The sequence below is a fragment of the Psychrobacter sp. bablab_jr014 genome, assembly GCF_016464015.1.
GTDB lineage: Bacteria > Pseudomonadota > Gammaproteobacteria > Pseudomonadales > Moraxellaceae > Psychrobacter.
The window spans coordinates 1-21,223 of the sequence record NZ_JACDXT010000045.1 but is presented as its reverse complement, the minus strand read 5'-3'; the positions used below and the strand labels follow the sequence as shown (position 1 = coordinate 21,223).

Sequence of the window (21,223 nt, the reverse complement as noted above, 5' to 3'; positions counted from 1 at the left end):
CGCTTTGGTGATTGACGATAACTATTACGAGACACCAATTACGAACCACCAAGTACCTTTTGGTTTGCGACGTGCCATTTGCAAAAATTATAGACGTGCCTTTTTGATTGCCCGGTTCAGTTGGTGAATCACACGTTTAATTATTATTTTTAATAGGAATATAAATTATGAATACCACGCCTGCATTAGAAAAATTACCAGAAACCATCGACCCAAGCTTAGATTTGGATAAAGTACGCAAAGAGTGCATCAAAATGGTCAAGCGCCGCGCTAAGGTATCGGCAGGCGTGGCCGTCGTGCCTGTACCGTTTTTTGATGTGGCGGTTGATGCTGGCCTATTGACCCAGCTATTGCCTGAGATTAGCGCACGCTTTGGTCTGCTCGAAGACCGTGCGGCAGCTGTGGATTTAGAAACACGCAATGTTCATTGGAAAGAGGTCAAAGACCGCGCTGTAGATTTTGCAGGCTTGATGGCGACTCGCGGTATCGTGAAAAAGACCGTGCAGGGTTTTGGTGGACGCATTGTTGCCAAGCAGGTTACCAAATTTGTGCCGCTCGGTGGTCAGATGGTCGCCGCTACTATGGGCTATATGATTTTCAAAAAAATCGCGGTTGATCATATCAACGAATGCTACAAACTTGCTAAAGACATCCAAACCAAACAACATGGTAAAAACGTATAAACAAACACATAGAGTCATTCAAAAACCAGCCATTGATAAGGCTGGTTTTTTTGCATTTAACCGCATACATATTAAGGCGTATCTTCATTTTAAAATAATGATAAAAACGAGATAAATCGCTTAGCTTAGGTCAGCGAGGGCAAGAGCTCATCATTACGCTGCCAATGCTCTGACAATATCCATTCGCAAAAGGCATCGACACATTCAACGCGCGCACGCGATTGTGGTGCTAATAAATAAAATCCTGGAATATCGCCTTCGTCCATATCGGTGAGTGCCTCAAAGCCTAGCGGCGCAACCAGCTTGCCCGCCTTGATGGCAATCAACGCATCAGGGCGCGACACCAGCCCGACGCCCATACCTGCCATCGTCGCGTGGTATAGCGTCTCAGCATCATGAAATTCAACCTCACTGATGATGTCCATGGGCAGCTCTGTACCCAGATAGTGCATGACTTTTTTCCATAAGTTTTTGCTAAGGCCTGGGCACAGCAGTGTTTGTGTTAACAAGTCCGCAGGCGTCTGAATACTCTCGGCAATCTTTGGCGTGCAGCATAGGATTTTAGGGTCACGTAGTAGCAGCTTTGGTTCATACTTGTTCCAACCACGGATGCCATCGACGACCCAGTCCGAGCCTTCATCAAACCCCCACTGAATCGCCACATCAATATCGTCCGTATTAAAATCGCGCACACGCACCATCGTGGTCAGACGGATATCGACCTCTTTAACTTGATTGCGAAAGGCGTATAAGCGCGGCATAAGAAAATGTGAGGCAAAATAGGGCGTGACATTGATATTAATGCGGTTGTTTTCTTTGGCGCGTTCCACACGGCGCACCCCTTCAGAAAACTCATCAAACCCAGATTGGACAAAATATGAGAGGATTTTGGCTTGCTCGGTCGGCTCAATCACACGACCTTTGCGGGTAAATAAGGATACTTGCAGACTGTCTTCTAACAGCTGTACCTGCTGACTGACAGCCTGCGGAGAGACCAATAATTTGCTGGAGGCTTTACGAAAGCTGCCGTAGGTCATCACGGCATTGAATACACGCAGTGAGTTTAACGGAGGTAAACGAGTGATGTTGCTCATGGCGTTCCTTTACTGTTTGATACGAACAAGGAAACCCTATCTATTCGTGCAAAGACTTATCCTTGTCCTAGCGCTGTCATTACAACGCTACATAACCATTCAATATTCCATAAGGTAATAGGGTATATTTATATACCACCGCTGATGGTATGACCGAAATGGTCTGGCAGTCAAGCGAAATTGATTCTCATTATAATACGGTGGATGACTATGTTTTTGCGCATTTACGCGGCTTAATAGCCCTAAGCGCACCACCGTGCTGTCCACTTGACTACTGTTTTAAACGATAACGAGGCAATTATGCTAAAAAAAATCCTATACCCAATGACCTTGATCACTGCTGTTGCGCTCACTGGCTGTGCTGCAACCACGAATACCACATCTACAGGTAACACCACGCCCACGGGCACTGCCGCCGATATCGGCATGAGTATCTTTAAAACCGCTGTTGACAATCAATGCCGCGCTACCCTACAAAACCAGCAACTTTGGCAAATTGCCAGCGTCGGTATGACGACGCAACAAGAAGAAGCCTTACAAAGTCGCATTTGTGGCTGCGTCAGTGAGCAGGCGCCCAAGCAAGTCTCGCTCGTCGATATGGCCAATGCGGCAGTTGACCCGCAATATCGCAACCAGCTGGTGACCAAAGTGGTCGTAAATAGCATTCAAACCTGCTATGGCAGCTTGGTCAATTAACGCCGCCAAATCCGCACAAAAAAGCGGACGCACCCTTTTTGGTATGTCCGCTTTTTATTAAAAAACAAAGTACTACGTGCTGACTTTCTATTTATTAACCACAAAAGGTTCAGCCGTTATCGCTGCGCCCATGGGCAGCACTTTACTATTAAAATACCGAGAGCGGCTATCAAGTGTCTTATCCACTTCCTTGATCAGCTCCTCAATCACATCATCATACACACCATGATGTAGCTCATACTCAAATGCTGTTAACGGATGCTTGCGCGGCGCTGAGCGCACATCGGTTACCCCGCCTCTACTATAAAAAATATCTACGCGGCCATCGCTGTTGAGTACACAGTTTAACTGTCCACCGCCTTCAGTCTCTATTTCAATATTCTCAGGCATGAAAATGTAGTCATCGACGTTGGTTAACTCTCTTTCTACCCCTCTTTGTAATAAGGATTTGACATCAAACATAATTATTATCCTAAGTTTATTCTTATGGTATTCCGTAAAACAAGCGGCTCATGGATGCTTTGTTTTATTTTATAAAATAATACGCATTTGTGAATGGGCGATATGTAAAGCTAAGTGTGCTGTTGGTAAAAAAATAAAAAAAGCAGGCCAACTCAAAGTCGACCTGCTCGTTTAAATTTATCGTCTTTATTGCTGATTACACCAAATATGCCTTAAGCTGCAATACCTTATCACGTGTCTTGGCGGCTTCTTCAAACTTCAAGTCGCGTGAGAACTGCTGCATTTCTTTTTCTAGGCGCTTGATTTCTTTGGCGAGCAAATCAGGACTGCGTAAGATGCTGATATCCACATCAGGTAAGTCGCTCTTCACAGGGATTGCCTGATTGTCATTGGCATCGACCGATTCACCCGTATCAATCTTATCGGTGATGCTACGGCGTGCGCCTTTTGGCGTGATGCCATGCGCTTCGTTAAAGGCGATTTGCTTTTCGCGGCGGCGGTCGGTCTCGTCAATCGCCTTTTGCATACTCGGCGTCATCTTGTCGGCGTACAGTATTGCCTTACCATGTAAGTGACGTGCCGCACGTCCGATGGTCTGAATCAGCGAGCGCTCCGAGCGCAAAAAGCCCTCTTTATCGGCATCAAATATTGCGACCAAAGACACCTCAGGCATATCCAAGCCCTCACGCAAAAGGTTGATACCGACCAGTACATCGTGCACGCCTGTACGCAGCTCGTGGATGATTTGCATACGCTCGACAGTGTCGATGTCCGAGTGCAAATAGGCCACCTTGACGTCGTATTCTTTGAGATAGCCTGTCAAATCCTCTGCCATGCGCTTGGTCAATGTAGTAATCAACACGCGCTCGTCTTTTTCGCGGCGGGTGATGATTTCAGAGAGCACGTCATCGACCTGCGTCAATACAGGACGAATCTCAATCTCAGGGTCAATCAAACCTGTCGGACGCACCACCTGCTCGACCACTTGTTCGCTGTGCTCCAGCTCGTATTGCGCGGGCGTGGCGCTGACATAAATCGTCTTTGGCTTAATGCGCTCCCACTCTTCAAACTTCATCGGGCGGTTGTTCATCGCGCTGGGCAAGCGGAAACCATAATTGACCAAGTTTTCTTTACGCGAGCGGTCACCCTTATACATCGCGCCCACTTGCGGAACGGTCACGTGTGACTCGTCAATAAACAGCAACGCGTCTTCGGGAATATAATCAAACAAGGTCGGCGGCGCTTCGCCTGAGGGACGTCCTGATAAGTGCTGCGAGTAGTTTTCGATGCCGTTACAGTAGCCGAGCTGCTGAATCATCTCAAGATCGTACTGGGTGCGCTCTTTGATACGCTGCGCCTCAATCAGCTTGTCATGCTCGCGAAAGTACTCCAAGCGCTCGTCCAATTCTGCGCGGATGGTTTTGCTCGCCGCTTCCAACTTTTCGCGCGGGGTCACATAGTGCGACTTGGGATAAATGGTAATACGCGGCACGCTACGCATGGTTTTGCCTGTTAACGGGTCGAACCATGTGATTTTTTCAACCTCGTCATCGAACAGCTGCACACGTACTGCCAGTTCTTCCGATTCGGCAGGATAAATATCCAGCACCTCACCGCGCAGACGATACGTGCCGCGCTCAAAGTCCAACTCGTTGCGCGTGTATTGCAGCTCAACCAGACGCTTAATCATCGCGGTGCGGTCAACGCGGTCACCGACCACGATATGGAGCAGCATTTTTAGATAGCTTTCAGGGTCGCCCAAACCATAAATGCACGATACTGAAGCGATAATGATGGCATCGCGGCGCTCAAGTAACGCACGTGTGGCGGAAAGACGCATCTGGTCAATATGGTCATTAATCGCGCTGTCTTTTTCAATAAAGGTATCGCTCGCTGCCACATAGGCTTCGGGCTGATAATAATCGTAATAACTGACAAAATATTCGACCGCGTTATTGGGAAAAAACGCTTTAAACTCGCCATACAGCTGCGCGGCGAGCGTCTTATTATGCGCCATAATGATGGTTGGACGTTGGCATTCGCTAATGACCTTTGCCATGGTATAGGTCTTGCCTGAGCCTGTAACGCCAAGCAAAAGCTGCTCATCCATATTGGCATTGACACCCTTGACCAATTTTTCGATGGCTTTAGGCTGGTCGCCAGCAGGCTCAAAGTCGGTGACCATTTCAAAGGCGCGGCTCGATATCTGCGTGCCTGAGGCATTAACGCCTGTGATTTCTGCTTCACTTTGCAGCTGACTTGAGAGCTGTTTGCGTTGTCGTGATGATCTGGGTTCGGGTTGGCGCATAGTCGTTTTCTTCTTTTTTGAGTTTATGACAATATGGGGGCAATGCCTTGATTTTAAAGCGTTGGGCGCTGTTTTTTAGTCACCTTTTACACTGTATAGGACTTTAATTTCTTATTTTAAATACGATGCTTTTATGCTGTCGTCCATCTACAATTTATTCGTCTTATCATAAATGCAATTGACCGCACAGACGCAAATTACCTGAATGAATCGCGTCAATTTTACAAAGCTTTTCACGGTTAACAGTATGGTTACACGAGCACATAACAACACCTAACCCTTGGGGGTTTCTTACGCTGTCGAACCTGCTATCATCGGTACTTGATTGCTAAGGACAGCCAGCAAACGCTTTATCGCTTATGAGCCAATTGGCCCACGAGTTAATCATAGTTAGTATTGATAGGGTGGCACCGTTATTCATCCGTAGCGCCTTTGGGCGTTTTGTTATAAATATTAGCTATGGTCATCTCAGACATACGACAAAGCGCGATAACAGTAAGTGCTGGCATTATGTATTAATAACTAAAAACAATTTTAATATCTGGAGAACATTATGAGAGAACGTTTCGCAAGTGGTATCGACGACAGCACCGCACAAGAAATGGTAAAACTACTAAATGCAAACCTAGCCAACGTGATTGACCTTACCCTTGATGGCAAACAGTGCCACTGGAACCTACAAGGCGTAGGCTTTATTGGTGTACACCAACTGCTAGACGAAACTGCTGAGCGTATCCGCGACGTATCAGACATGATCGCTGAGCGTATTGTCATTCTAGGCGGCGAGCCAAACGGTTTGGCAAGTCGCGTTGCCAAAGATTCCGTGTTAGACGACTACCCAACCGACATCACCAATGTTGAAGACCACGTGGTTGAGCTGACTAAGCGCTACAAAAAAGTAGCCAACGTATTGCGTGAAGCTATCGACACTGCGGGCGAAGCAGGTGATGAAGACACCGCTGACCTATTCACCGAAGCCAGTCGTATCGTCGATAAAGATGCATGGTTTATCGGTGCTAACGCGCCACAGAAAAAATAAGACATGTACACGTCTTAATGACGAATGGTGTTTGACAAAAGGCTTTAGAATTTTCTAAAGCCTTTTTTTATGGGCAGCAATAATGTGCTAAATGATTGAGTGCTGAACAACTAAAAGTGCAGTTCAGCAAGACCAATATGAGCGCTATATTATTTATAATCGCTGATATCAGCAGGTGTTTTGTTATAAGTCAGCGGCTCAGCGTGCGGTGCAGATAAGGTTAAGATGGCCTCTTGGAATAAGGGCAGCGCGCGAAATTTGTTTTCGATATTTTCAAACTTTTGCGTGAGGCTGTCTTCTTTTTGATTGCCTGCAATATCCACTGCTGCCACCATATAGATTTTCTTTGGCCCAACCCATTCAAGGTGCAAGTAAGAAACGCTATCCACGTCAGGGTGCGCGTACAGCTCACTCAATACATAATCGTGGATGCGCTGATTGACCTTAAGACCGACCAAAAAATCACGGTTGCGACTGATTAAGAATATCGCCACCACACCCAGCAAGATACCGACAATAATAGAGCCAAGTGCATCCCACCAGGCCTGCCCCGTATAGGCATGCATACCCATCGCGGCGGCAGCAATAACAAGACCAATGACCGCTGCCAAGTCCTCAAAAAATACCCCGCGTAAGGTTGGGTTTGAGGTATCGACCACATAGCCAAGCGCACTGACATTCATTGCCTCGCCATGTTTTTTGCTTTGACGGTACGCCTGCACCAGTGAGAACCCCTCAAGCACGAAAGCGACGGCAAGAATAATAAAACCGATGGTGTAGTTGGTCTCACCCTCTGGCGCGTTCCACTCTTTAATGCCTGTATAAATCGACACAATCGCGCCAGCGGTAAACACGCCGAAGGCCGCTATCATCGACCATACATAAGACTCTTTACCATATCCGAGCGGATGACTGGTATCGGCAGGCTTGATTGCCTTTTTTTCAGCGATGATAAGTAGCGTGCCATTGCCTGTATCTGCCCACGAATGCGCGGCTTCAGCAATCATCGACGCCGAGCCTGTCATAAATGCGGCGACAGATTTAGCGATGGCGATTAGCAGGTTTGCGCCAACCGCAATCAAAACGGTAATGAGTGACCCTGAATGACCAGATTTTTCTTCTGGCTCATGCTCAGGAGGTGTATTACGCTTGGACACCGTGTCACTGGTTTGAATATGCTTTGGTGCATTGGCGACGGAAGGCTTTAGACTCATAATAATCTCAACAATGAAGCAAAAAGGCCGTATTTAAAGCAAATATACGGCATCTAAACCAATCCGTAATTATCGTTATGATGGATTGGTAGTGGTAGATATGCTATCAATGTCACAGCTTGGACGACGCGCTTCTTGCATGTGCAAACGTTTACGCTCAAGTGCGGCATCAAAGCGGCATTTTTGTAATGGGTTTTCAAGTTTTAACGGCGGCACAGAGGTCGGTTTGCCATCACTGTCCACGGCGACCATCGTAAAGTAGCAGCTGTTGGTATGGCGAATGGTACGCTCTTGCACGTTTTCGGCCTCAACACGAATGCCCACTTCCATTGAAGTCTTGCCCACATAGTTGACACTGGCCGCAAAGGTCACAAGCTCGCCCACATGAATTGGCTCGCGGAACATCACTTGATCAACTGATAGGGTCACCACGTAGCTGCCGCTATAACGACTCGCGCACGCGTAGGCCACTTGGTCGAGCATTTTTAATAAGTCACCGCCATGAACATTGCCTGTAAAGTTCGCCATGTCTGGTGTCATCAGTACAGACATGTATAGCTCATGGTTGACTGGGGCTTTTTTTGCAGTAGAAGACGTGTTTGTCTGTGCCATGATATTCCTTATCAATAATTATCAATATAAGAAATAACGAATATACATAATTCATTATTACATACTTTAGTGTAGCGCAATCTCAAACGCTTGAACACTGTCACTTATTGAGCATAAGTAGCAGCGCCCTAAAGCAATCGCGAATATATGGCTTTATTTTAATAAGGCATACCCAATGTTGTGTCGAGGATTTGTCTTATTTTTATCATAATTTTTAAATGACTTGGGCGTGTCCCTATTTTAAAAATGGTGATAAAAATGAGATAAATCGAAGGCAAACAAGGAAAATAGCGCAGGTAATATCAAGATATTGGCCAGCTGTTTGACACCGTTTGCCAAAGATTTAGCCATTTTTAGCCCATTTAGTCATAAACGCTTGAATTAGGGACACGCCCTTATTGGCATGCCATTATTTTTAAGTAAGCTATTTTAAGCAAACTATGCCAACCAATAAAAACGATACGCCATCCACGCGACAATGGCACTGACTGAGCCTGTTAATATGCCGCCCCACGCAAAATCAACGAGCGCAGTATCCAAGGTAAAGCCCTTGTACAGCGCCAAATTAGTAAAGTCATACGTGCCGTATGCCATCAGACCAATCAAACCGCCCAATAAGAAAATGTAGCCGACCGAGCTGCCCGCTTTAATCTGCGGGTACAAAATCAAAATACACAGCGCCAGAACGTAAAACATATAAAACGCGCCTGCAGCGAACATGTTTGGCTCGTCCGCCAATAAATGACCAATACGCGATTCATAAAACGCGCCTTTCATGGTGGTCAGCCAAACGGCGTCTACCGCCAAAAATATCACTACCGCTGCAAGATAAATAAATACGTAACCCATGATGTTCTCCTTTTAGGATAAAAAGTACATAGAACTTATAGTCTTAACCTCGGCTGAATAAAGTCTAAAAACGCAGAAATGCGCGATGATATGGCACTGTTTTTGTAATAGACCGCTTGTATTGCTTCACTGTCGTTGGGTCTGACCACCGCTTCTGGCAACAGCGTCACCAAGCGCTTGGCATCCAAATCTTGATACACCATAAAGTGCGATAATAAAGCAATGCCTTGATGTGCCAAGCAAAGCTGCCGTAATGTCTCACCACTGCTCGCCGTCATGTGAAAGTCCAGCTTATGCGCGATATCTACTGGCCAGCGGTTTAGTTTGGCCGCCTCGTTAAATCCCAATAACTGATGATTGGCTAAATCATCAATATGCGTAACCTCACCATGACGATGTAGGTATTCAGGGCTTGCCACCATATACAGCTTACTCTCCCCAAGCAGACGGGCATGCAGGTTCGAGTCTTTTAAATTACCAATCCGAATCGCAATATCCGTCTTATACTCAAGCAAATCAATAATGTTGTCATGCGATGTCAAGTCGAGCGTGATGTGCGGATACTGCTGCACAAAGTCACCGACAATAGGCGTCAGCTGATGAAGCACAAAGGGACTGGCAGCATCGACTCTAAGGTGTCCGCTGGGCGCCTGTTTTAGTAACCGCAGCGCCTCTTCACCCGTATGTAACGTATTAAGCCCTTCACGTGCATAGGTTAAAAACACCTGTCCTTCTTCTGTCAGCTCCAAGCGCCGTGTGGTTCTGTTTAACAACGTGCATTGCAGTGTGTGCTCCAGCCGTGCCACCGAACGCGAAATTTTTGCCACTTGTTCATTGAGCACATTGGCGGCGCTGGTAAAACTGCCTGTATCGACCACGGTCAAAAACATCGCTATATCTTCGGTCTTCGCTTGTACTGTCATCACACCTACCTCTACAAAAACAACAAAAGTATTTTGTTATTTGTGCTGTTTTTCACACTGCGGCAATCCGTCACACTGTGCGCATTATTTTTAGCTCAGGATGTCATTATGCCACTTGCTTTATGGGCGCTTACGTTAAGCGCATTTGCAATCGGGACAACCGAATTTGTTATCGTTGGTTTGGTACCCACCATTGCCGCTGATTTGGGCGTCAGTTTACCGTCAGCAGGATTACTCGTCAGTTTATATGCGCTGGGTGTCGCTATTGGTGCGCCCGTACTTACCGCCTTAACTGGACGCTGGAACAGAAAAACCTTACTGATGAGCCTCATGGGTCTGTTTGTCATCGGCAATTTACTGGCTTGGAAAGCACCAAGCTATAACACGTTAATACTGGCACGCCTGTTAACGGGTCTGGCACATGGGGTGTTTTTCTCTATCGGCTCTATGATTGCGACCAGTCTTGTCAGTAAAGAAAAAGAAGCCAGTGCGATTGCCATTATGTTTACGGGTCTGACCGTCGCCTTAGTGACTGGTGTGCCGCTCGGCACATGGGTCGGGCAACATTTTGGCTGGCGCGCCACCTTTTTAATTGTCTCTTTACTGGGATTGATTGCTCTAATTGGCAGTGCCTTGTTGGTCCCGAGTAATCTGAAACAATCCCTACCCGCGACCTTTAAAGAACAGCTTCAAGTGCTTGTAAAACCTCAGCTGCTACTGGTGTATCTTATGACCATTTTGGGTTATGGCGGTACGTTTACGGCGTTTACCTACCTTGCGCCTATCTTGGAGCAGCAAACCCACTTTGCACCTTCCGCCGTCGCAATCATTATGCTCGTGTATGGCGTGTCTGTGGCAGTGGGTAACATTTGGGGCGGTAAGCTCGCCGACAAACGCGGCCCCGTCAGTGCCCTTAGCATCATATTTAGCGTGTTAAGCCTTGTCTTACTACTGTTTACGTTCACCATGCAATCAAAGATAGCGGCTGTACTGACCATCTTAGTTTGGGGCGCTTTTGCCTTTGGTAACGTGCCCGGTCTACAGATTTATGTGGTCAAACAAGCCGAAAAATACACGCCCAATGCCGTAGATGTCGCCTCTGGTCTGAACATCGCTGCCTTTAATATCGGTATTGCACTTGGCTCAGTCACTGGCGGCGCTATCGTTGAAAATATGTCGCTACAAGACACCGCTTGGATCGGCGCGATTCTCTGTTTGGTTGCCATCGCGGTGACCCGTTATTCAGGTGCTCTTGATAAACGTGCCGCGCAGTTGTCATAAATACATTTTGCGGTTAATCGTAGTCGTAAGTGATTGATATAGAAGGTGCAGTTTCATCATAAAGCCGCACCTCCACAGACCCATTAGACCGCTTTTGCCTTATCATTGCTTGGCAAATTAGAAAAACCCCATGTATCTGTATTTTTCGGCTTTACCGCCGTCACTTGTACCACGCCGATGGTACGCTCTAAAAAACCGCCCTCGCAGTAGCAAAAGTAAAACTCCCACAAACGAATAAATGCCTCGTCATAGCCGAGTGCGATAATCTCATCACGCTTTGTCATAAATGCCGCGCGCCAATCACGCAAGGTATAGGCATAGTCATAGCCGTAGTCGTGCAGCTGCTTGATGACCATATCGGTCTGCTCGGCGAACTGCGTGGTCAGCGCTTGATTAGACAATAGGCAGCCGCCTGGGAAAATATGCGTTTGGATAAAATCTACCGACTGCAAATAGCGCTCGTAGTTTTGATCATTAAAGGTAATGGCTTGTAAGACCATCAGCCCTGTTGGCTTTAAGAGCGTATTACACTTGGCAAAAAACGTCGGCAAATACTCATGCCCGACCGCTTCAATCATCTCCATGCTGACGAGCTTGTCATAGGTGCCTGTCAGCTCGCGGTAGTCTTCTTGAAGTAGCGTAATCTTATCGCTCAAACCCGCCGCTTCGACGCGGCGCACCGCTTCTTGATATTGGGCGTCTGAAATGGTGGTCGTGGTCACGTGGCAGCCATAATGGGTCGCGGCATAAATGGCAAAGCCGCCCCACCCTGTGCCAATCTCCAGCACCTCATCGTCTGCGGTCAGTTGCAGACGCTCACATATCAGTGCCAATTTGTGCTGCTGTGCCTCAGCGAGCGTGCTATCCAAGCTCGGATACACTGCCGAGGAATACATCATGGTCGGGTCAAGAAAGGTCTGATACATGGCATTACCCAAGTCATAATGCGCCAAAATATTGGACTTGGCATTGGCTTTGTCATTATTGCGCAGTTGATGTTTTGCCTTTTCAAGAGTTTTGGTAATGCCTGCAAAACGCGCCTCTAACGAATTAATCACTGCCAAATTGCGCGCCGCCAAACGGATAAGCCCTGTCAAATCATCGGTATCCCACTTGCCATCGATATAGCTGTCTGCCAAGGCAATCGAGCCGCCGAGCAATAACTGGCGGTATACGTCATCATCGTGAATGGTCAAGGTCACATCAAGGCGATGGTGTCCCGCCTCAGAGCTACTGGGTGCGTCACTGTTTTGGTTTGCTTTGGTCTTATCATTACCTTTATGGTCTGTCGCCGCTAACCCGAAATAATGGGTTTGCTTTGCTTTAATGCTGCGTTCATCTGCATTACCCCTTTTAAAGTTTTCGATAATGGTAATGCTGCCAAAACGAATGTTTTTAAGCGCATGAAATACCGCTTGCTTGGCGGCGTAATTAACCCCCTGACTGATGGGCTTGAGTACCGCCGTATTACTGACCGTCTGACTGATGCAGGCAGTGGCTTTTTCAAAAGTCGAGCTGGGCGTACGGTCGGTCGGTCGGGTTGGCATAGATGGTTTCCTTATCCCTTGTTGTCTATTAATTATCAGGTGTTTTTGGTTTTATTTTTCCGTTTGTGGTTTTGAGTGTTGCGCGCTGTCCTTTAGCGTTTGGTTGTATTGCACATAGGGCACGCGCTTGATGGCGTAGAGCTTGAGCGCGTGCCAATAAATACGCAGTAGCGAAGTCATATTCATCAGCGGGTTTTTGCGTAGGCTGTGCTGGATATTATCAGCAGTCATGGCTTGTCCTTGTAGCTTGACGCCTGCGCGCATGACCTCGCCGCGCTGGTCATGAATGGCAATCACAATGCGCGTATATAAGCCCGCCATCTCGTTTTGCTCGCGCTGCTGAACCGTGACCTGCCAGCAATACTGCTGATCAATCGGGTTAAAGGGCGAGACATGAAAATCTTTACCATGACAAAACTCACTTTCTTGCCCTGTTAATACAAAGCCGTAGTAATGGCGCTTTTTCCATGGGGTATTGGACACTTCTGCCAGCAGATGACTGGGCGCACCCTCTGCATCAAAGCCAATATAAAAATTCACAGGGCTAAAATACATACCCAGATTGCGGTACACCACCAGCGCCATAATGTCGCCATCAGGCACGCTGCCTGCGTAGGTGGCAAATGCGCTGCACAGTCTTAGCAACAGTGCTTGATGTTCTGATCGAGAACCTGCTTGATAACTGTCTTTAAAGTCTGTTTGCTTGTCATTTGACTTCGTCTCGCTACTGGATTGGTCGTCCTCCTCCGATAAACAAATATAGTCACTGGGACAAAATTGCTGTACGGCGCGGCGCGTGGCTGAGAACAGCGGAATGCCCCATTTGCTTTTAACTTCGGGCAACGACTCGCCCGCCGCCAGCGCACGGACACTCACACCCCAATAGCGATACGCATAATGAAACTGATGCGCGCGCGGTAAAAACCGCTGATGCCACGTACTGCCCGCAAACAGCTGATGCGGGTATGCACCAGCGGCTTGAGCATGAGCGGGGCGTGATGCGTGGGGCATAAATCTCTCTTATTGTTAATCGTTAGGATGTAGGTAATGGTTAGGATGTGGAGCGCTGCTGCTTTAACCAAGCGCGCTTTGGTTTTTTGCGTTTTTGCGCGCAGCTTGCGGCCTCAGATGTCATCTGCGCCATCTGTTTGATTAATGCCTGATTGGTGGTGGCACTCAGCAGCTGGCGGCGCATTAATGAGCGCGACTTCTTATCGGCTTTAATGGGCAAATCTCGATAGCGAAACGATGTGCTCGTTTGCTTCGCATCAGGAATGTGCTGCGCATCGACATTGTCTTTGATATCAATATCCGCGCCCAACGCCTGACAGACACGCAGCGCACTGCGCACGCCATCTTCATGAAAGCCATTAAACCAATACGCGCCGCAAAAGTGCGTGTGCTGCTGCCCTGATATGCGCGACCACTGCCCTTGCGCGGCGACCATCTGGTTCGTATATACAGGGTGACTGTAGTCAATGCGCTTAATCACATGCTGCTCGTCGATGTCTTCGTTGAGCGTCACCAAGTAATTGTGCGCCTTAGTCAAGCGCTGCAAGATATTCATGTGGTAGGTTAAGACAGGCTTGCTGGGCACGGTTTGCTCGTCCGTGGCTGGGTTTTTACGCTTCGGCGCTTTGGCGGGCGTGTCGGTCAGATAGTTCCAGCTTGCCCATGCCAAAGGCTTGTTGGGCAGCACGCGGGTATCGGTATGTAGCACTGCCGTATTGGGCGTAAAGTAGAAATGTCCCAGCACTTCTTTTTCATCACCTTTGGCATCCGCCAATAGACGCAGCGCGGTATCTGCATGACAGGCAAATATCACCTCGTTAAAGTCCTCAATCTGCGCGCGCGCGACTTTTCCATCTGTGTTACTTAGCGCTTTAAACTCGATACGCACGCCATCGTGATTACGCTGCACGCGTTGCACAGGGCTATTGACCCGTATCGTGCCGCCAGCTTTGATAAAGCGCGTCACCAACTTATTCACATACTGCTTTGAGCCACCTTTAATGGTGAACCACTGCGGACGATTGACCACGTCGAGCAGCCCATGATTGTCAAAAAACTGCGCAAAAAATATCAGCGGAAAATCTTGTACGTCTTTAATCGAGGTTGACCAAATGGCAGACACCATCGGCAACAGATAGTTATCAGTAAATAGCGCGCCGTAACGCTGCCCCGCCAAGTAATCGCCCAGCGTCTGCGCAGACAGCGCGCTTGTGTCCTGCCCCGCTGCCCGCGCTGCGTCATACTCTGCGCGCAAATCGCGGATATGCTTATTAAACATCACGATATTATTAATAAAACGCCAAAACTGCGGACTCAAAATATTTTTGCGCTGCGACACCAAGGTGTTGATGGTATGTCCGTTGTATTCAAAGTTGCGCGCGCTGTTTTTCACAGAAAAGCTCATATCCGTCGCCTGAAACGGCACGTCCAAGTCGTGCAGTAAACGCAAAAAATTAGGATACGTGCGCTCATTAAACACAATAAAACCTGTATCTATGGCGCTGGTCTCAACCTTGCCCTTTTTGCCCGTTTGTAGCGCGATATCAATGGTATTTACATGCCCGCCGATATAATCGTTGGCTTCAAAAACCGTCACGTCATAGTTGGCTTGCAGATAATGCGCGCAGGTCAATCCCGAAACGCCTGAACCAATAATGGCAAGACGCGGCCTAACAGGGCTTTTTGCCGTGTTATCCGCGCTTTGAATCAACGCGTTTTGAATCAACGCGTTTTGAATAGGCGCGTTTTTATTGAGTAGTTTTTTTAGCGTTTTTATGGGTTTTATTTTCGGTCGTGGCCTTGACATATTTTGCAGTCCCTTTTAGTGTCTTTTTTTGTTTTTATAACCGCTTATTTATCGTTCTTTTTTCTATTTATTTTCTCGCTGACTTGTTGCCAGACCAAGTCAGGCAATGCGCCTAAAGTTTTTAATGGCAAGGTGAGTTTTTTGGGGAATTCAATCACCTCATCGCCGTGCTCGATACCCTCACGAATGGCGCGGCTCGCTTGCTCAGGCGTCTGCAAAAATGGCATAGGAAAGTCGTTTTGTTTGGTCATTGGTGTCTCGACAAAACCTGGGGCGACTAAACTGACCGCCACATCATGCGGGGCTAGGCTGATTTGTAAGGTTTTCATAAGGTAATGAATCGCCGCCTTTGAGCTGCCGTAGGCTTCGGCGCGGGCAAAGGGCACGTACGCTGATGCTGAACCGATACCGACAAGGCGACCTTTGGACGCAATCAGCTTAGGCAGCACGGCATCAATAGCGTGCGCCAGTGTGCCGATGTTGACGGACATGACTTTCATCAAGACTTCACTGTCAAAATCAGGCATGTCCAGATACTCGCACATCCCCGCGCCGCAGATGGCAACGTCAATGGTCTCAATGGGCGCAAAAGCGGCTTTGACCTTGTCTCTATCCATCAGGTCCACGTTGATGCTGGTCGCGCCGAGGGTTTCGAGTTCGGCGAGCGCGTCCTCATCACGTCCCACCGCATAGACGTTGTGTCCCGCTTTGAGATAGTCGGTCGCTAACTGCTTGCCGATGCCTGAAGTCGCGCCTGTAATCAGAATATGGCTGCTGTCTTTTAATACGTGTTTTTTATCAGATGTGTCTTTGTTGGACTGGTTTTTGTTGGGTTGATTATCGTCAGTGTTCTTGGTGACATCGCTCATAATGGACTTCCTTTTTATAGGTTATGTTTATAGGTTATGAATAGCGTTGGCTTATTATATTTTTATAGCAATCGATAGGATGACAAACCATAAATGGTCGGTTATTTTTATTAAATACTTACCTTTGAGTTATGCTTAGCATCTGTTCTTATTATTTTTCTGCTTATCTTTGCACAAGGCTTGATTAACCTTTGGATAGTATAAGTTATTGTAAACAAACGACTGTTGTAACTTCGCAAGCACACAGGCGCTCATGGCATTTTTTGTAACCGTTAGCAGGGTTTTTATTAATGCTGCAACAAACTAAGTTACTATGAATGCGCCCTTTTTATAAAACAGCACAAGTTATGGCTGATAGGTCAAAGCCATTTATCACACATTCATTCACTTATAACAAGGATTTATAATGAGCGAATTACAACTGTCTAATCGCGTGAATAACATCAAACCCTCACCGACGCTCGCCATCACCAATAAAGCCAAAGAGCTTAAAGATGCGGGCAAAGACATCATCGGTCTGGGCGCGGGTGAGCCTGATTTTGATACCCCAGAGCACATCAAACAAGCAGCGATTGAGGCGATTAATAGCGGCTTTACCAAATACACTGCTGTCGATGGCACGCCTGAGCTAAAAAAGGCGATTATTGATAAGTTTGCGCACGACAATGACATCAGCTATCAGCCCAACGAAATCCTAGTCTCGGTCGGTGGCAAGCAGTCGTTCTTTAACCTTGCCCAAGCTTTGATTGATAAAGATGATGAAGTGATTATCCCTGCCCCGTACTGGGTCAGCTATCCTGATATGGTCAAGCTTGCCGATGGCGTGCCTGTCATCGTCGAATGTCCGCCTGAGCAAAACTTTAAAATCACTGCCGAACAGCTAGAAGACGCCATTACGGATAAGACCAAACTGCTGGTGTTGAACAGCCCATCAAACCCAACGGGCATGATCTATACCCTAGATGAGCTAAAAGCCATCGCTGAGGTGTTGAAGAAAAACACACACGTCTATGTTGCTTCAGACGATATGTACGAGCATATCCGCTGGACGGGCGAGAAGTTTTATAACATTCTAAACGCTGCGCCTGAGCTAAAAGAGCGCGCCATCATCCTAAATGGCGTGTCAAAAGCCTATGCCATGACAGGCTGGCGCATTGGCTACGCGGGTGGCCCTGCCAAGCTGATTGGTGCAATGAAAAAAGTACAATCGCAGTCCACCTCATGCCCGACCTCTATCAGCCAAGTGGCGGCAGAGGTGGCAATCTCAGGTGATCAAAGCGTCCTTGAGCCGATGCTTAAAGCTTTTGAGCAGCGCTGTGACCTTGTGGTCAAGGGCTTAAACAGCATCAAAGGCATCACCTGCTTGCGTCCTGATGGCGCGTTTTATGTCTATCCAAAAATCAAGCCGCTAATCCGTGCAGCAGGGCTAAAGTCATGCACCGCATTCGCCGAGTGGCTACTCGATAAGGTCGGCGTTGCGGTCGTACCGGGCGATGCCTTTGGCTTGGGCGGCTTTATGCGTATCTCATACGCCACGGATGAAGCCACGCTAAAAGAAGCGCTAAAACGTATTGAACAAGCCGTCTCTGAACTGGACGTTGAAGAAGAATAAGCTTTACGGTTGAGATACGTAAAACTTGTAAGTACAAAAGGCGCTGAACATGAGCGCCTTTTGTTCGTTTACGTGATTATTTTTGCCCGTTTTTTATCCATTTAGCGCCATGAACGCGAGCAACAACGGCTTTTTTGCTAAAAAATAATATTTTTGGCAAAAAAGTGATAAAAAATGCTTGACGTATTTTTTATCTTTGCTATTATACGCCCCACTTAGCGGCGACAAGCATCGCAGCCCAGTCATTCCTCAATAGCTCAGTTGGTAGAGCATCGGACTGTTAATCCGTGTGTCCCTGGTTCGAGCCCAGGTTGAGGAGCCAAATTCTTGCCTATTTAGGCAAACCCCTGAATTCCACCAGATTCAATTATGGCACATGCCAAGACCCTCATCGCTTTGATGAGGGTTTTTTTATGCCTAATAGATTTGTTTTACAGGCTACTTTTGGTTTCTTTTGCTCTTGGTCTTTTTATACCCAAGCGCTTGAGCAGCATTATCAAAAAGCTGCTGCGCGCCGCTTAATGATGATTACTTTTAAGACATTTTGAGAAGACAAAAAATAAAATCATAAAAAATGCCTTATTTTTTAAATTTTTTCTTGACACTTTATAATCCCTTGGCTACAATACGCCCCACATAACGAGATAGCAAACGCCAAATGGCATTTATCTTAACGTTATAAACAGCTATTCCTCAATAGCTCAGTTGGTAGAGCATCGGACTGTTAATCCGTGTGTCCCTGGTTCGAGCCCAGGTTGAGGAGCCATATATGAAAAACCTCCATCGAAAAATGATGGAGGTTTTTTTATGTCTGTTTTTTGGTACTTTATGAACAGTCATTAAATTAAACGAGAAATGTTGACATTTTTTGTATGATTTGTGGTGCTGCTTACACATCAGGCCTGACATTTCGTTTATAATGAGCGTCTAAAATGTTGATTATTAACACGATAATACGACGCTCTCGCAGCATTTGTTCCCATTCATTACACATAATGGTTTATTATGATACCAATACGCGTAAAAAATAAGTTTTCTGATCATCCTCAAAAGGTAATGCGCTCTATTAGTATTCGTCTGTCTGAAGAGATGATTGAGCTGTTGGAAGCCACGTCTAAGGATCTTGGCTTTAAGCGCATTCAGGGTTTGATTCGTTTGTATATCCGTCAAGGTCTAGACCGCGACCACGCCGACTATACGCTAGCGCACGACGAAGTGTTTATTGAGACATTACGCAAAAAGGGCGTCAGTCAGCGTATCATTGACGAAGCCATTGTGGTCACGCACAATAAGCACACCTCACAGCCGCTCTGCGAGCTACAAGGCAATAAAGAAGCAGAATAACACTTGCCATTATAAAGCATGACCACAAAGACCAAGTCTGTTAAGGATTTGGTCTTTTTTTATGCGAGCTACTTTGTATTTTTTGCAAAAGGTAACAGAACCTACCACAAGCCTTATGTATAGAACACCGATAAACAGGCTATAGTAATCACTAAAACCAATATATATGTTCACAATGATGTAGGATATAAATAAGACCAAAACGTTATTCACATCACACAGGAGGGCTATCATGACTTTATTATCTTTTATTCGACGTGACCACGCTCCTATCTTTGCTGCATTATTGGTGTTTGCCACAGTGCCTGCGCTCACTGCCTGCGATGTGCTCAAAAAGTCGCCAGAGGAAACCACCATCCCTACAGATTCAGACCGTTGGCAACAAAAACTGGGCGAAACGTTTGAGGCCTTACCCGAAGAAGAACGGCAGCTGCTTAGTCGCTATATGCTGCGTATGAAGCTGAGCGAAGCCTACGAGTCAGGCGCTATGCCGCGTACGACCATCAAAAACGCCATCACGCAGCAACGTGAATACGAGCGACTGCACCCGAATAATCCAACGGGTAAGAAAAGCCCAGTAATCAAAGATACCAATACATTAACACTCGCTGAACGCTACCCTGTCGCCCTACTCCCTGTAAAGCCGAGCGACAGTGACAGTCTCAATCAAGTCAAGCTGCAATTTGTACTCTCCAATCACGGGACATCGCCGATTGAAAGCTTTGAGGGAGAGTTACTCATGCAAGACGCCAAATTAAAAATCGGCAAGCGCTTTGTGATTCCAAAAACGCCATTTACGCCGCCTATCACCCCTGAACAGTCAGGAAAGGTGGTCATAGAAAGCAGTATCGAGGATATTAATGTCATGCGTGCCATTCGTAACGCACAAGATGTGACTATTGTCATCACCACAGGCACGCTAGTGCTAGAAGACGGGCGTATAATTCGATTTTCTCAGCGTTAAGAGTGTCAGTAAGTTCAGTTATTAATAACATCTAAGTAACCATGAGTAAGTAACTGTGAGTCAAAAAAAGCTAAACGATACGATAATATCGTTTAGCGCTATTAAGTCGTCTTAAAGCAGGAACGATAAGACGGCTACTTCGTTACTTACCTCAAAGATTAATCATCGTCGACCATCTCGACTTGGCTACGAACGACTTTACCCGTCATACTATCAATCGCTACTTCGTGTACTTGATCGCCTTTGACAATCTCAACTTGATACACAGATTTGCCATCATCGATGTCAAATCCTGCTTCGACAACTGTACCATTAATGCCTTGGTTCGCTTTTTTGATGGCTTGGCTTAAGCTGATAGCAGATTTTTTCATGGCGTTATATCCAGCCACATCTTCGTTATCCATCTTTTCTTGCTTATTGTTTGAGGTTTGACCTGTAGTGGCGTCAACACTGACTTCATACTCAGTGCCGTTGGCAACCAGTTTTATCTCATAGTCCCCACTTGCTGAGCGGTTATACTGGTCAAATTCAGCACCAATTACATCGCCTTTGACTGTTTTTTGTGCAATATTGATGGCTTGCTCAAGCGTGATTTTGCTTTGTACAGCGGCTACCGATTCATTAACGCTCACTTGTGTCGCTGCGTTTTGTCCTACTGCGATAGCAGTCGTGCTGATAGCGGCCACACTGAATAAGGTAATGATAGATTTATGAAGCGTTGACGATTTTTGCATGAGATGATCCTTTATTTATAAAAGTCTTCGTATCATACAGAGTTTACGCGTGTTCATACCTTGCTATTACACAATCTTATTAAAGGTGTACGAAATGTTTACGACGGGCATAAGTTTAGCATTATAGGACTAAAATCTATTTAAAGGATTTCCCTTGCGCCACTAAAATTGACA

The 21,223-nt window shown here is 46.7% G+C and carries 19 protein-coding genes and 2 tRNA genes; 9 read left to right on the top strand and 12 right to left on the bottom strand.

Annotated features, from left to right (window positions below):
* The first annotated feature begins 167 nt into the window (after positions 1-167).
* Positions 168-683 (top strand): hypothetical protein, encoded by a 516-nt coding sequence (locus tag JIE71_RS09720; RefSeq protein ID WP_199508518.1) that lies wholly within the window; start codon positions 168-170, stop codon positions 681-683.
* A 125-nt stretch (positions 684-808) separates the two neighbouring features.
* Here the strand turns inward: JIE71_RS09720 and JIE71_RS09715 are convergent, their stop codons facing one another.
* On the bottom strand, positions 809-1,777 hold the full coding sequence (locus tag JIE71_RS09715) for a LysR substrate-binding domain-containing protein (protein ID WP_199508517.1): 969 nt from the start codon (positions 1,775-1,777) through the stop codon (positions 809-811).
* A 300-nt stretch (positions 1,778-2,077) separates the two neighbouring features.
* Here JIE71_RS09715 and JIE71_RS09710 point away from each other — a divergent pair, with 300 nt between their 5' ends.
* Complete coding sequence (locus JIE71_RS09710) at positions 2,078-2,473, top strand: hypothetical protein (RefSeq protein ID WP_199508516.1); 396 nt, start codon at positions 2,078-2,080, stop codon at positions 2,471-2,473.
* Between the two features lie 87 nt (positions 2,474-2,560).
* On the opposite strand, the gene JIE71_RS09705 is transcribed toward JIE71_RS09710, so the two are convergent.
* Together JIE71_RS09705 and uvrB are read right to left on the bottom strand one after the other, a co-directional pair.
* Positions 2,561-2,935, bottom strand: a complete 375-nt coding sequence (locus JIE71_RS09705) for a hypothetical protein (RefSeq protein WP_199508515.1) — start codon at positions 2,933-2,935, stop codon at positions 2,561-2,563.
* A 196-nt stretch (positions 2,936-3,131) separates the two neighbouring features.
* The gene (uvrB, locus tag JIE71_RS09700) at positions 3,132-5,243 is read right to left on the bottom strand and encodes an excinuclease ABC subunit UvrB (RefSeq protein WP_199508514.1); all 2,112 of its coding nucleotides are present in this window, start codon (positions 5,241-5,243) and stop codon (positions 3,132-3,134) included.
* A 553-nt stretch (positions 5,244-5,796) separates the two neighbouring features.
* Between uvrB and dps the strand changes: the two genes are divergently transcribed.
* Entirely contained in the window at positions 5,797-6,282 is a 486-nt protein-coding gene (gene dps / locus JIE71_RS09695) for a DNA starvation/stationary phase protection protein Dps (RefSeq protein WP_199508513.1), read from the top strand.
* A gap of 149 nt (positions 6,283-6,431) precedes the next feature.
* Here dps and JIE71_RS09690 read toward each other — a convergent pair whose 3' ends face one another.
* The 4 genes from JIE71_RS09690 to JIE71_RS09675 form a co-directional block, all read right to left on the bottom strand.
* Positions 6,432-7,496 carry a cation diffusion facilitator family transporter gene (locus JIE71_RS09690; protein WP_199508512.1) on the bottom strand — a complete coding sequence of 355 codons (1,065 nt, stop codon included), beginning with the start codon at positions 7,494-7,496 and terminating at the stop codon, positions 6,432-6,434.
* A gap of 75 nt (positions 7,497-7,571) precedes the next feature.
* On the bottom strand, positions 7,572-8,108 hold the full coding sequence (locus JIE71_RS09685; protein ID WP_199508511.1) for an acyl-CoA thioesterase: 537 nt from the start codon (positions 8,106-8,108) through the stop codon (positions 7,572-7,574).
* Positions 8,109-8,546: 438 nt separating this feature from the next.
* Positions 8,547-8,957 carry a DUF2177 family protein gene (locus tag JIE71_RS09680; RefSeq protein WP_199508510.1) on the bottom strand — a complete coding sequence of 137 codons (411 nt, stop codon included), beginning with the start codon at positions 8,955-8,957 and terminating at the stop codon, positions 8,547-8,549.
* A 35-nt stretch (positions 8,958-8,992) separates the two neighbouring features.
* Complete coding sequence (locus JIE71_RS09675) at positions 8,993-9,880, bottom strand: LysR substrate-binding domain-containing protein (RefSeq protein ID WP_199508509.1); 888 nt, start codon at positions 9,878-9,880, stop codon at positions 8,993-8,995.
* A gap of 108 nt (positions 9,881-9,988) precedes the next feature.
* Between JIE71_RS09675 and JIE71_RS09670 the strand changes: the two genes are divergently transcribed.
* Positions 9,989-11,161, top strand: coding sequence for an MFS transporter (locus tag JIE71_RS09670; RefSeq protein WP_199508508.1), 1,173 nt, complete (start codon positions 9,989-9,991; stop codon positions 11,159-11,161).
* Between the two features lie 83 nt (positions 11,162-11,244).
* Here the strand turns inward: JIE71_RS09670 and JIE71_RS09665 are convergent, their stop codons facing one another.
* Genes JIE71_RS09665 through JIE71_RS09650 form a run of 4 tightly spaced genes read right to left on the bottom strand, consistent with a single transcriptional unit; the run spans position 11,245 to position 16,395 of the window.
* On the bottom strand, positions 11,245-12,708 hold the full coding sequence (locus JIE71_RS09665; RefSeq protein WP_199508507.1) for an SAM-dependent methyltransferase: 1,464 nt from the start codon (positions 12,706-12,708) through the stop codon (positions 11,245-11,247).
* Positions 12,709-12,759: 51 nt separating this feature from the next.
* Positions 12,760-13,719 carry a DUF1365 domain-containing protein gene (locus JIE71_RS09660; RefSeq protein ID WP_199508506.1) on the bottom strand — a complete coding sequence of 320 codons (960 nt, stop codon included), beginning with the start codon at positions 13,717-13,719 and terminating at the stop codon, positions 12,760-12,762.
* 40 nt (positions 13,720-13,759) lie between these two features.
* Entirely contained in the window at positions 13,760-15,526 is a 1,767-nt protein-coding gene (locus JIE71_RS09655; RefSeq protein WP_199508505.1) for an NAD(P)/FAD-dependent oxidoreductase, read from the bottom strand.
* Positions 15,527-15,570: 44 nt separating this feature from the next.
* Positions 15,571-16,395, bottom strand: a complete 825-nt coding sequence (locus tag JIE71_RS09650) for an SDR family NAD(P)-dependent oxidoreductase (protein ID WP_199508504.1) — start codon at positions 16,393-16,395, stop codon at positions 15,571-15,573.
* 406 nt (positions 16,396-16,801) lie between these two features.
* On the opposite strand from JIE71_RS09650, the gene JIE71_RS09645 reads away from it, so the two are divergent.
* From JIE71_RS09645 to JIE71_RS09625, 5 genes are all read left to right on the top strand, one after another.
* Positions 16,802-18,007 (top strand): pyridoxal phosphate-dependent aminotransferase, encoded by a 1,206-nt coding sequence (locus JIE71_RS09645; RefSeq protein ID WP_199508503.1) that lies wholly within the window; start codon positions 16,802-16,804, stop codon positions 18,005-18,007.
* Positions 18,008-18,253: 246 nt separating this feature from the next.
* Positions 18,254-18,329, top strand: a tRNA-Asn gene (locus tag JIE71_RS09640).
* Positions 18,330-18,697: 368 nt separating this feature from the next.
* Positions 18,698-18,773 (top strand) — tRNA-Asn (locus JIE71_RS09635).
* A 239-nt stretch (positions 18,774-19,012) separates the two neighbouring features.
* Positions 19,013-19,351: a CopG family transcriptional regulator gene (locus JIE71_RS09630; protein WP_199508502.1), complete on the top strand. Its 339-nt coding sequence runs from the start codon at positions 19,013-19,015 to the stop codon at positions 19,349-19,351.
* A gap of 232 nt (positions 19,352-19,583) precedes the next feature.
* Positions 19,584-20,315, top strand: a complete 732-nt coding sequence (locus JIE71_RS09625) for a hypothetical protein (RefSeq protein WP_199508501.1) — start codon at positions 19,584-19,586, stop codon at positions 20,313-20,315.
* A 158-nt stretch (positions 20,316-20,473) separates the two neighbouring features.
* On the opposite strand, the gene JIE71_RS09620 is transcribed toward JIE71_RS09625, so the two are convergent.
* On the bottom strand, positions 20,474-21,049 hold the full coding sequence (locus JIE71_RS09620; protein ID WP_199508500.1) for a PepSY domain-containing protein: 576 nt from the start codon (positions 21,047-21,049) through the stop codon (positions 20,474-20,476).
* Positions 21,050-21,223: the final 174 nt, after the last annotated feature.

What these genes read in the sequence shown, in the direction of transcription:
- JIE71_RS09720 (WP_199508518.1), top strand. Translation starts at nt 168, where the DNA reads ATGAATACCACGCCTGCATTAGAAAAATTACCAGAAACCATCGACCCA.
- JIE71_RS09715 (WP_199508517.1), bottom strand. Translation starts at nt 1,777, where the DNA reads ATGAGCAACATCACTCGTTTACCTCCGTTAAACTCACTGCGTGTATTC.
- JIE71_RS09710 (WP_199508516.1), top strand. Translation starts at nt 2,078, where the DNA reads ATGCTAAAAAAAATCCTATACCCAATGACCTTGATCACTGCTGTTGCG.
- JIE71_RS09705 (WP_199508515.1), bottom strand. Translation starts at nt 2,935, where the DNA reads ATGTTTGATGTCAAATCCTTATTACAAAGAGGGGTAGAAAGAGAGTTA.
- uvrB (WP_199508514.1), bottom strand. Translation starts at nt 5,243, where the DNA reads ATGCGCCAACCCGAACCCAGATCATCACGACAACGCAAACAGCTCTCA.
- dps (WP_199508513.1), top strand. Translation starts at nt 5,797, where the DNA reads ATGAGAGAACGTTTCGCAAGTGGTATCGACGACAGCACCGCACAAGAA.
- JIE71_RS09690 (WP_199508512.1), bottom strand. Translation starts at nt 7,496, where the DNA reads ATGAGTCTAAAGCCTTCCGTCGCCAATGCACCAAAGCATATTCAAACC.
- JIE71_RS09685 (WP_199508511.1), bottom strand. Translation starts at nt 8,108, where the DNA reads ATGGCACAGACAAACACGTCTTCTACTGCAAAAAAAGCCCCAGTCAAC.
- JIE71_RS09680 (WP_199508510.1), bottom strand. Translation starts at nt 8,957, where the DNA reads ATGGGTTACGTATTTATTTATCTTGCAGCGGTAGTGATATTTTTGGCG.
- JIE71_RS09675 (WP_199508509.1), bottom strand. Translation starts at nt 9,880, where the DNA reads ATGACAGTACAAGCGAAGACCGAAGATATAGCGATGTTTTTGACCGTG.
- JIE71_RS09670 (WP_199508508.1), top strand. Translation starts at nt 9,989, where the DNA reads ATGCCACTTGCTTTATGGGCGCTTACGTTAAGCGCATTTGCAATCGGG.
- JIE71_RS09665 (WP_199508507.1), bottom strand. Translation starts at nt 12,708, where the DNA reads ATGCCAACCCGACCGACCGACCGTACGCCCAGCTCGACTTTTGAAAAA.
- JIE71_RS09660 (WP_199508506.1), bottom strand. Translation starts at nt 13,719, where the DNA reads ATGCCCCACGCATCACGCCCCGCTCATGCTCAAGCCGCTGGTGCATAC.
- JIE71_RS09655 (WP_199508505.1), bottom strand. Translation starts at nt 15,526, where the DNA reads ATGTCAAGGCCACGACCGAAAATAAAACCCATAAAAACGCTAAAAAAA.
- JIE71_RS09650 (WP_199508504.1), bottom strand. Translation starts at nt 16,395, where the DNA reads ATGAGCGATGTCACCAAGAACACTGACGATAATCAACCCAACAAAAAC.
- JIE71_RS09645 (WP_199508503.1), top strand. Translation starts at nt 16,802, where the DNA reads ATGAGCGAATTACAACTGTCTAATCGCGTGAATAACATCAAACCCTCA.
- JIE71_RS09630 (WP_199508502.1), top strand. Translation starts at nt 19,013, where the DNA reads ATGATACCAATACGCGTAAAAAATAAGTTTTCTGATCATCCTCAAAAG.
- JIE71_RS09625 (WP_199508501.1), top strand. Translation starts at nt 19,584, where the DNA reads ATGACTTTATTATCTTTTATTCGACGTGACCACGCTCCTATCTTTGCT.
- JIE71_RS09620 (WP_199508500.1), bottom strand. Translation starts at nt 21,049, where the DNA reads ATGCAAAAATCGTCAACGCTTCATAAATCTATCATTACCTTATTCAGT.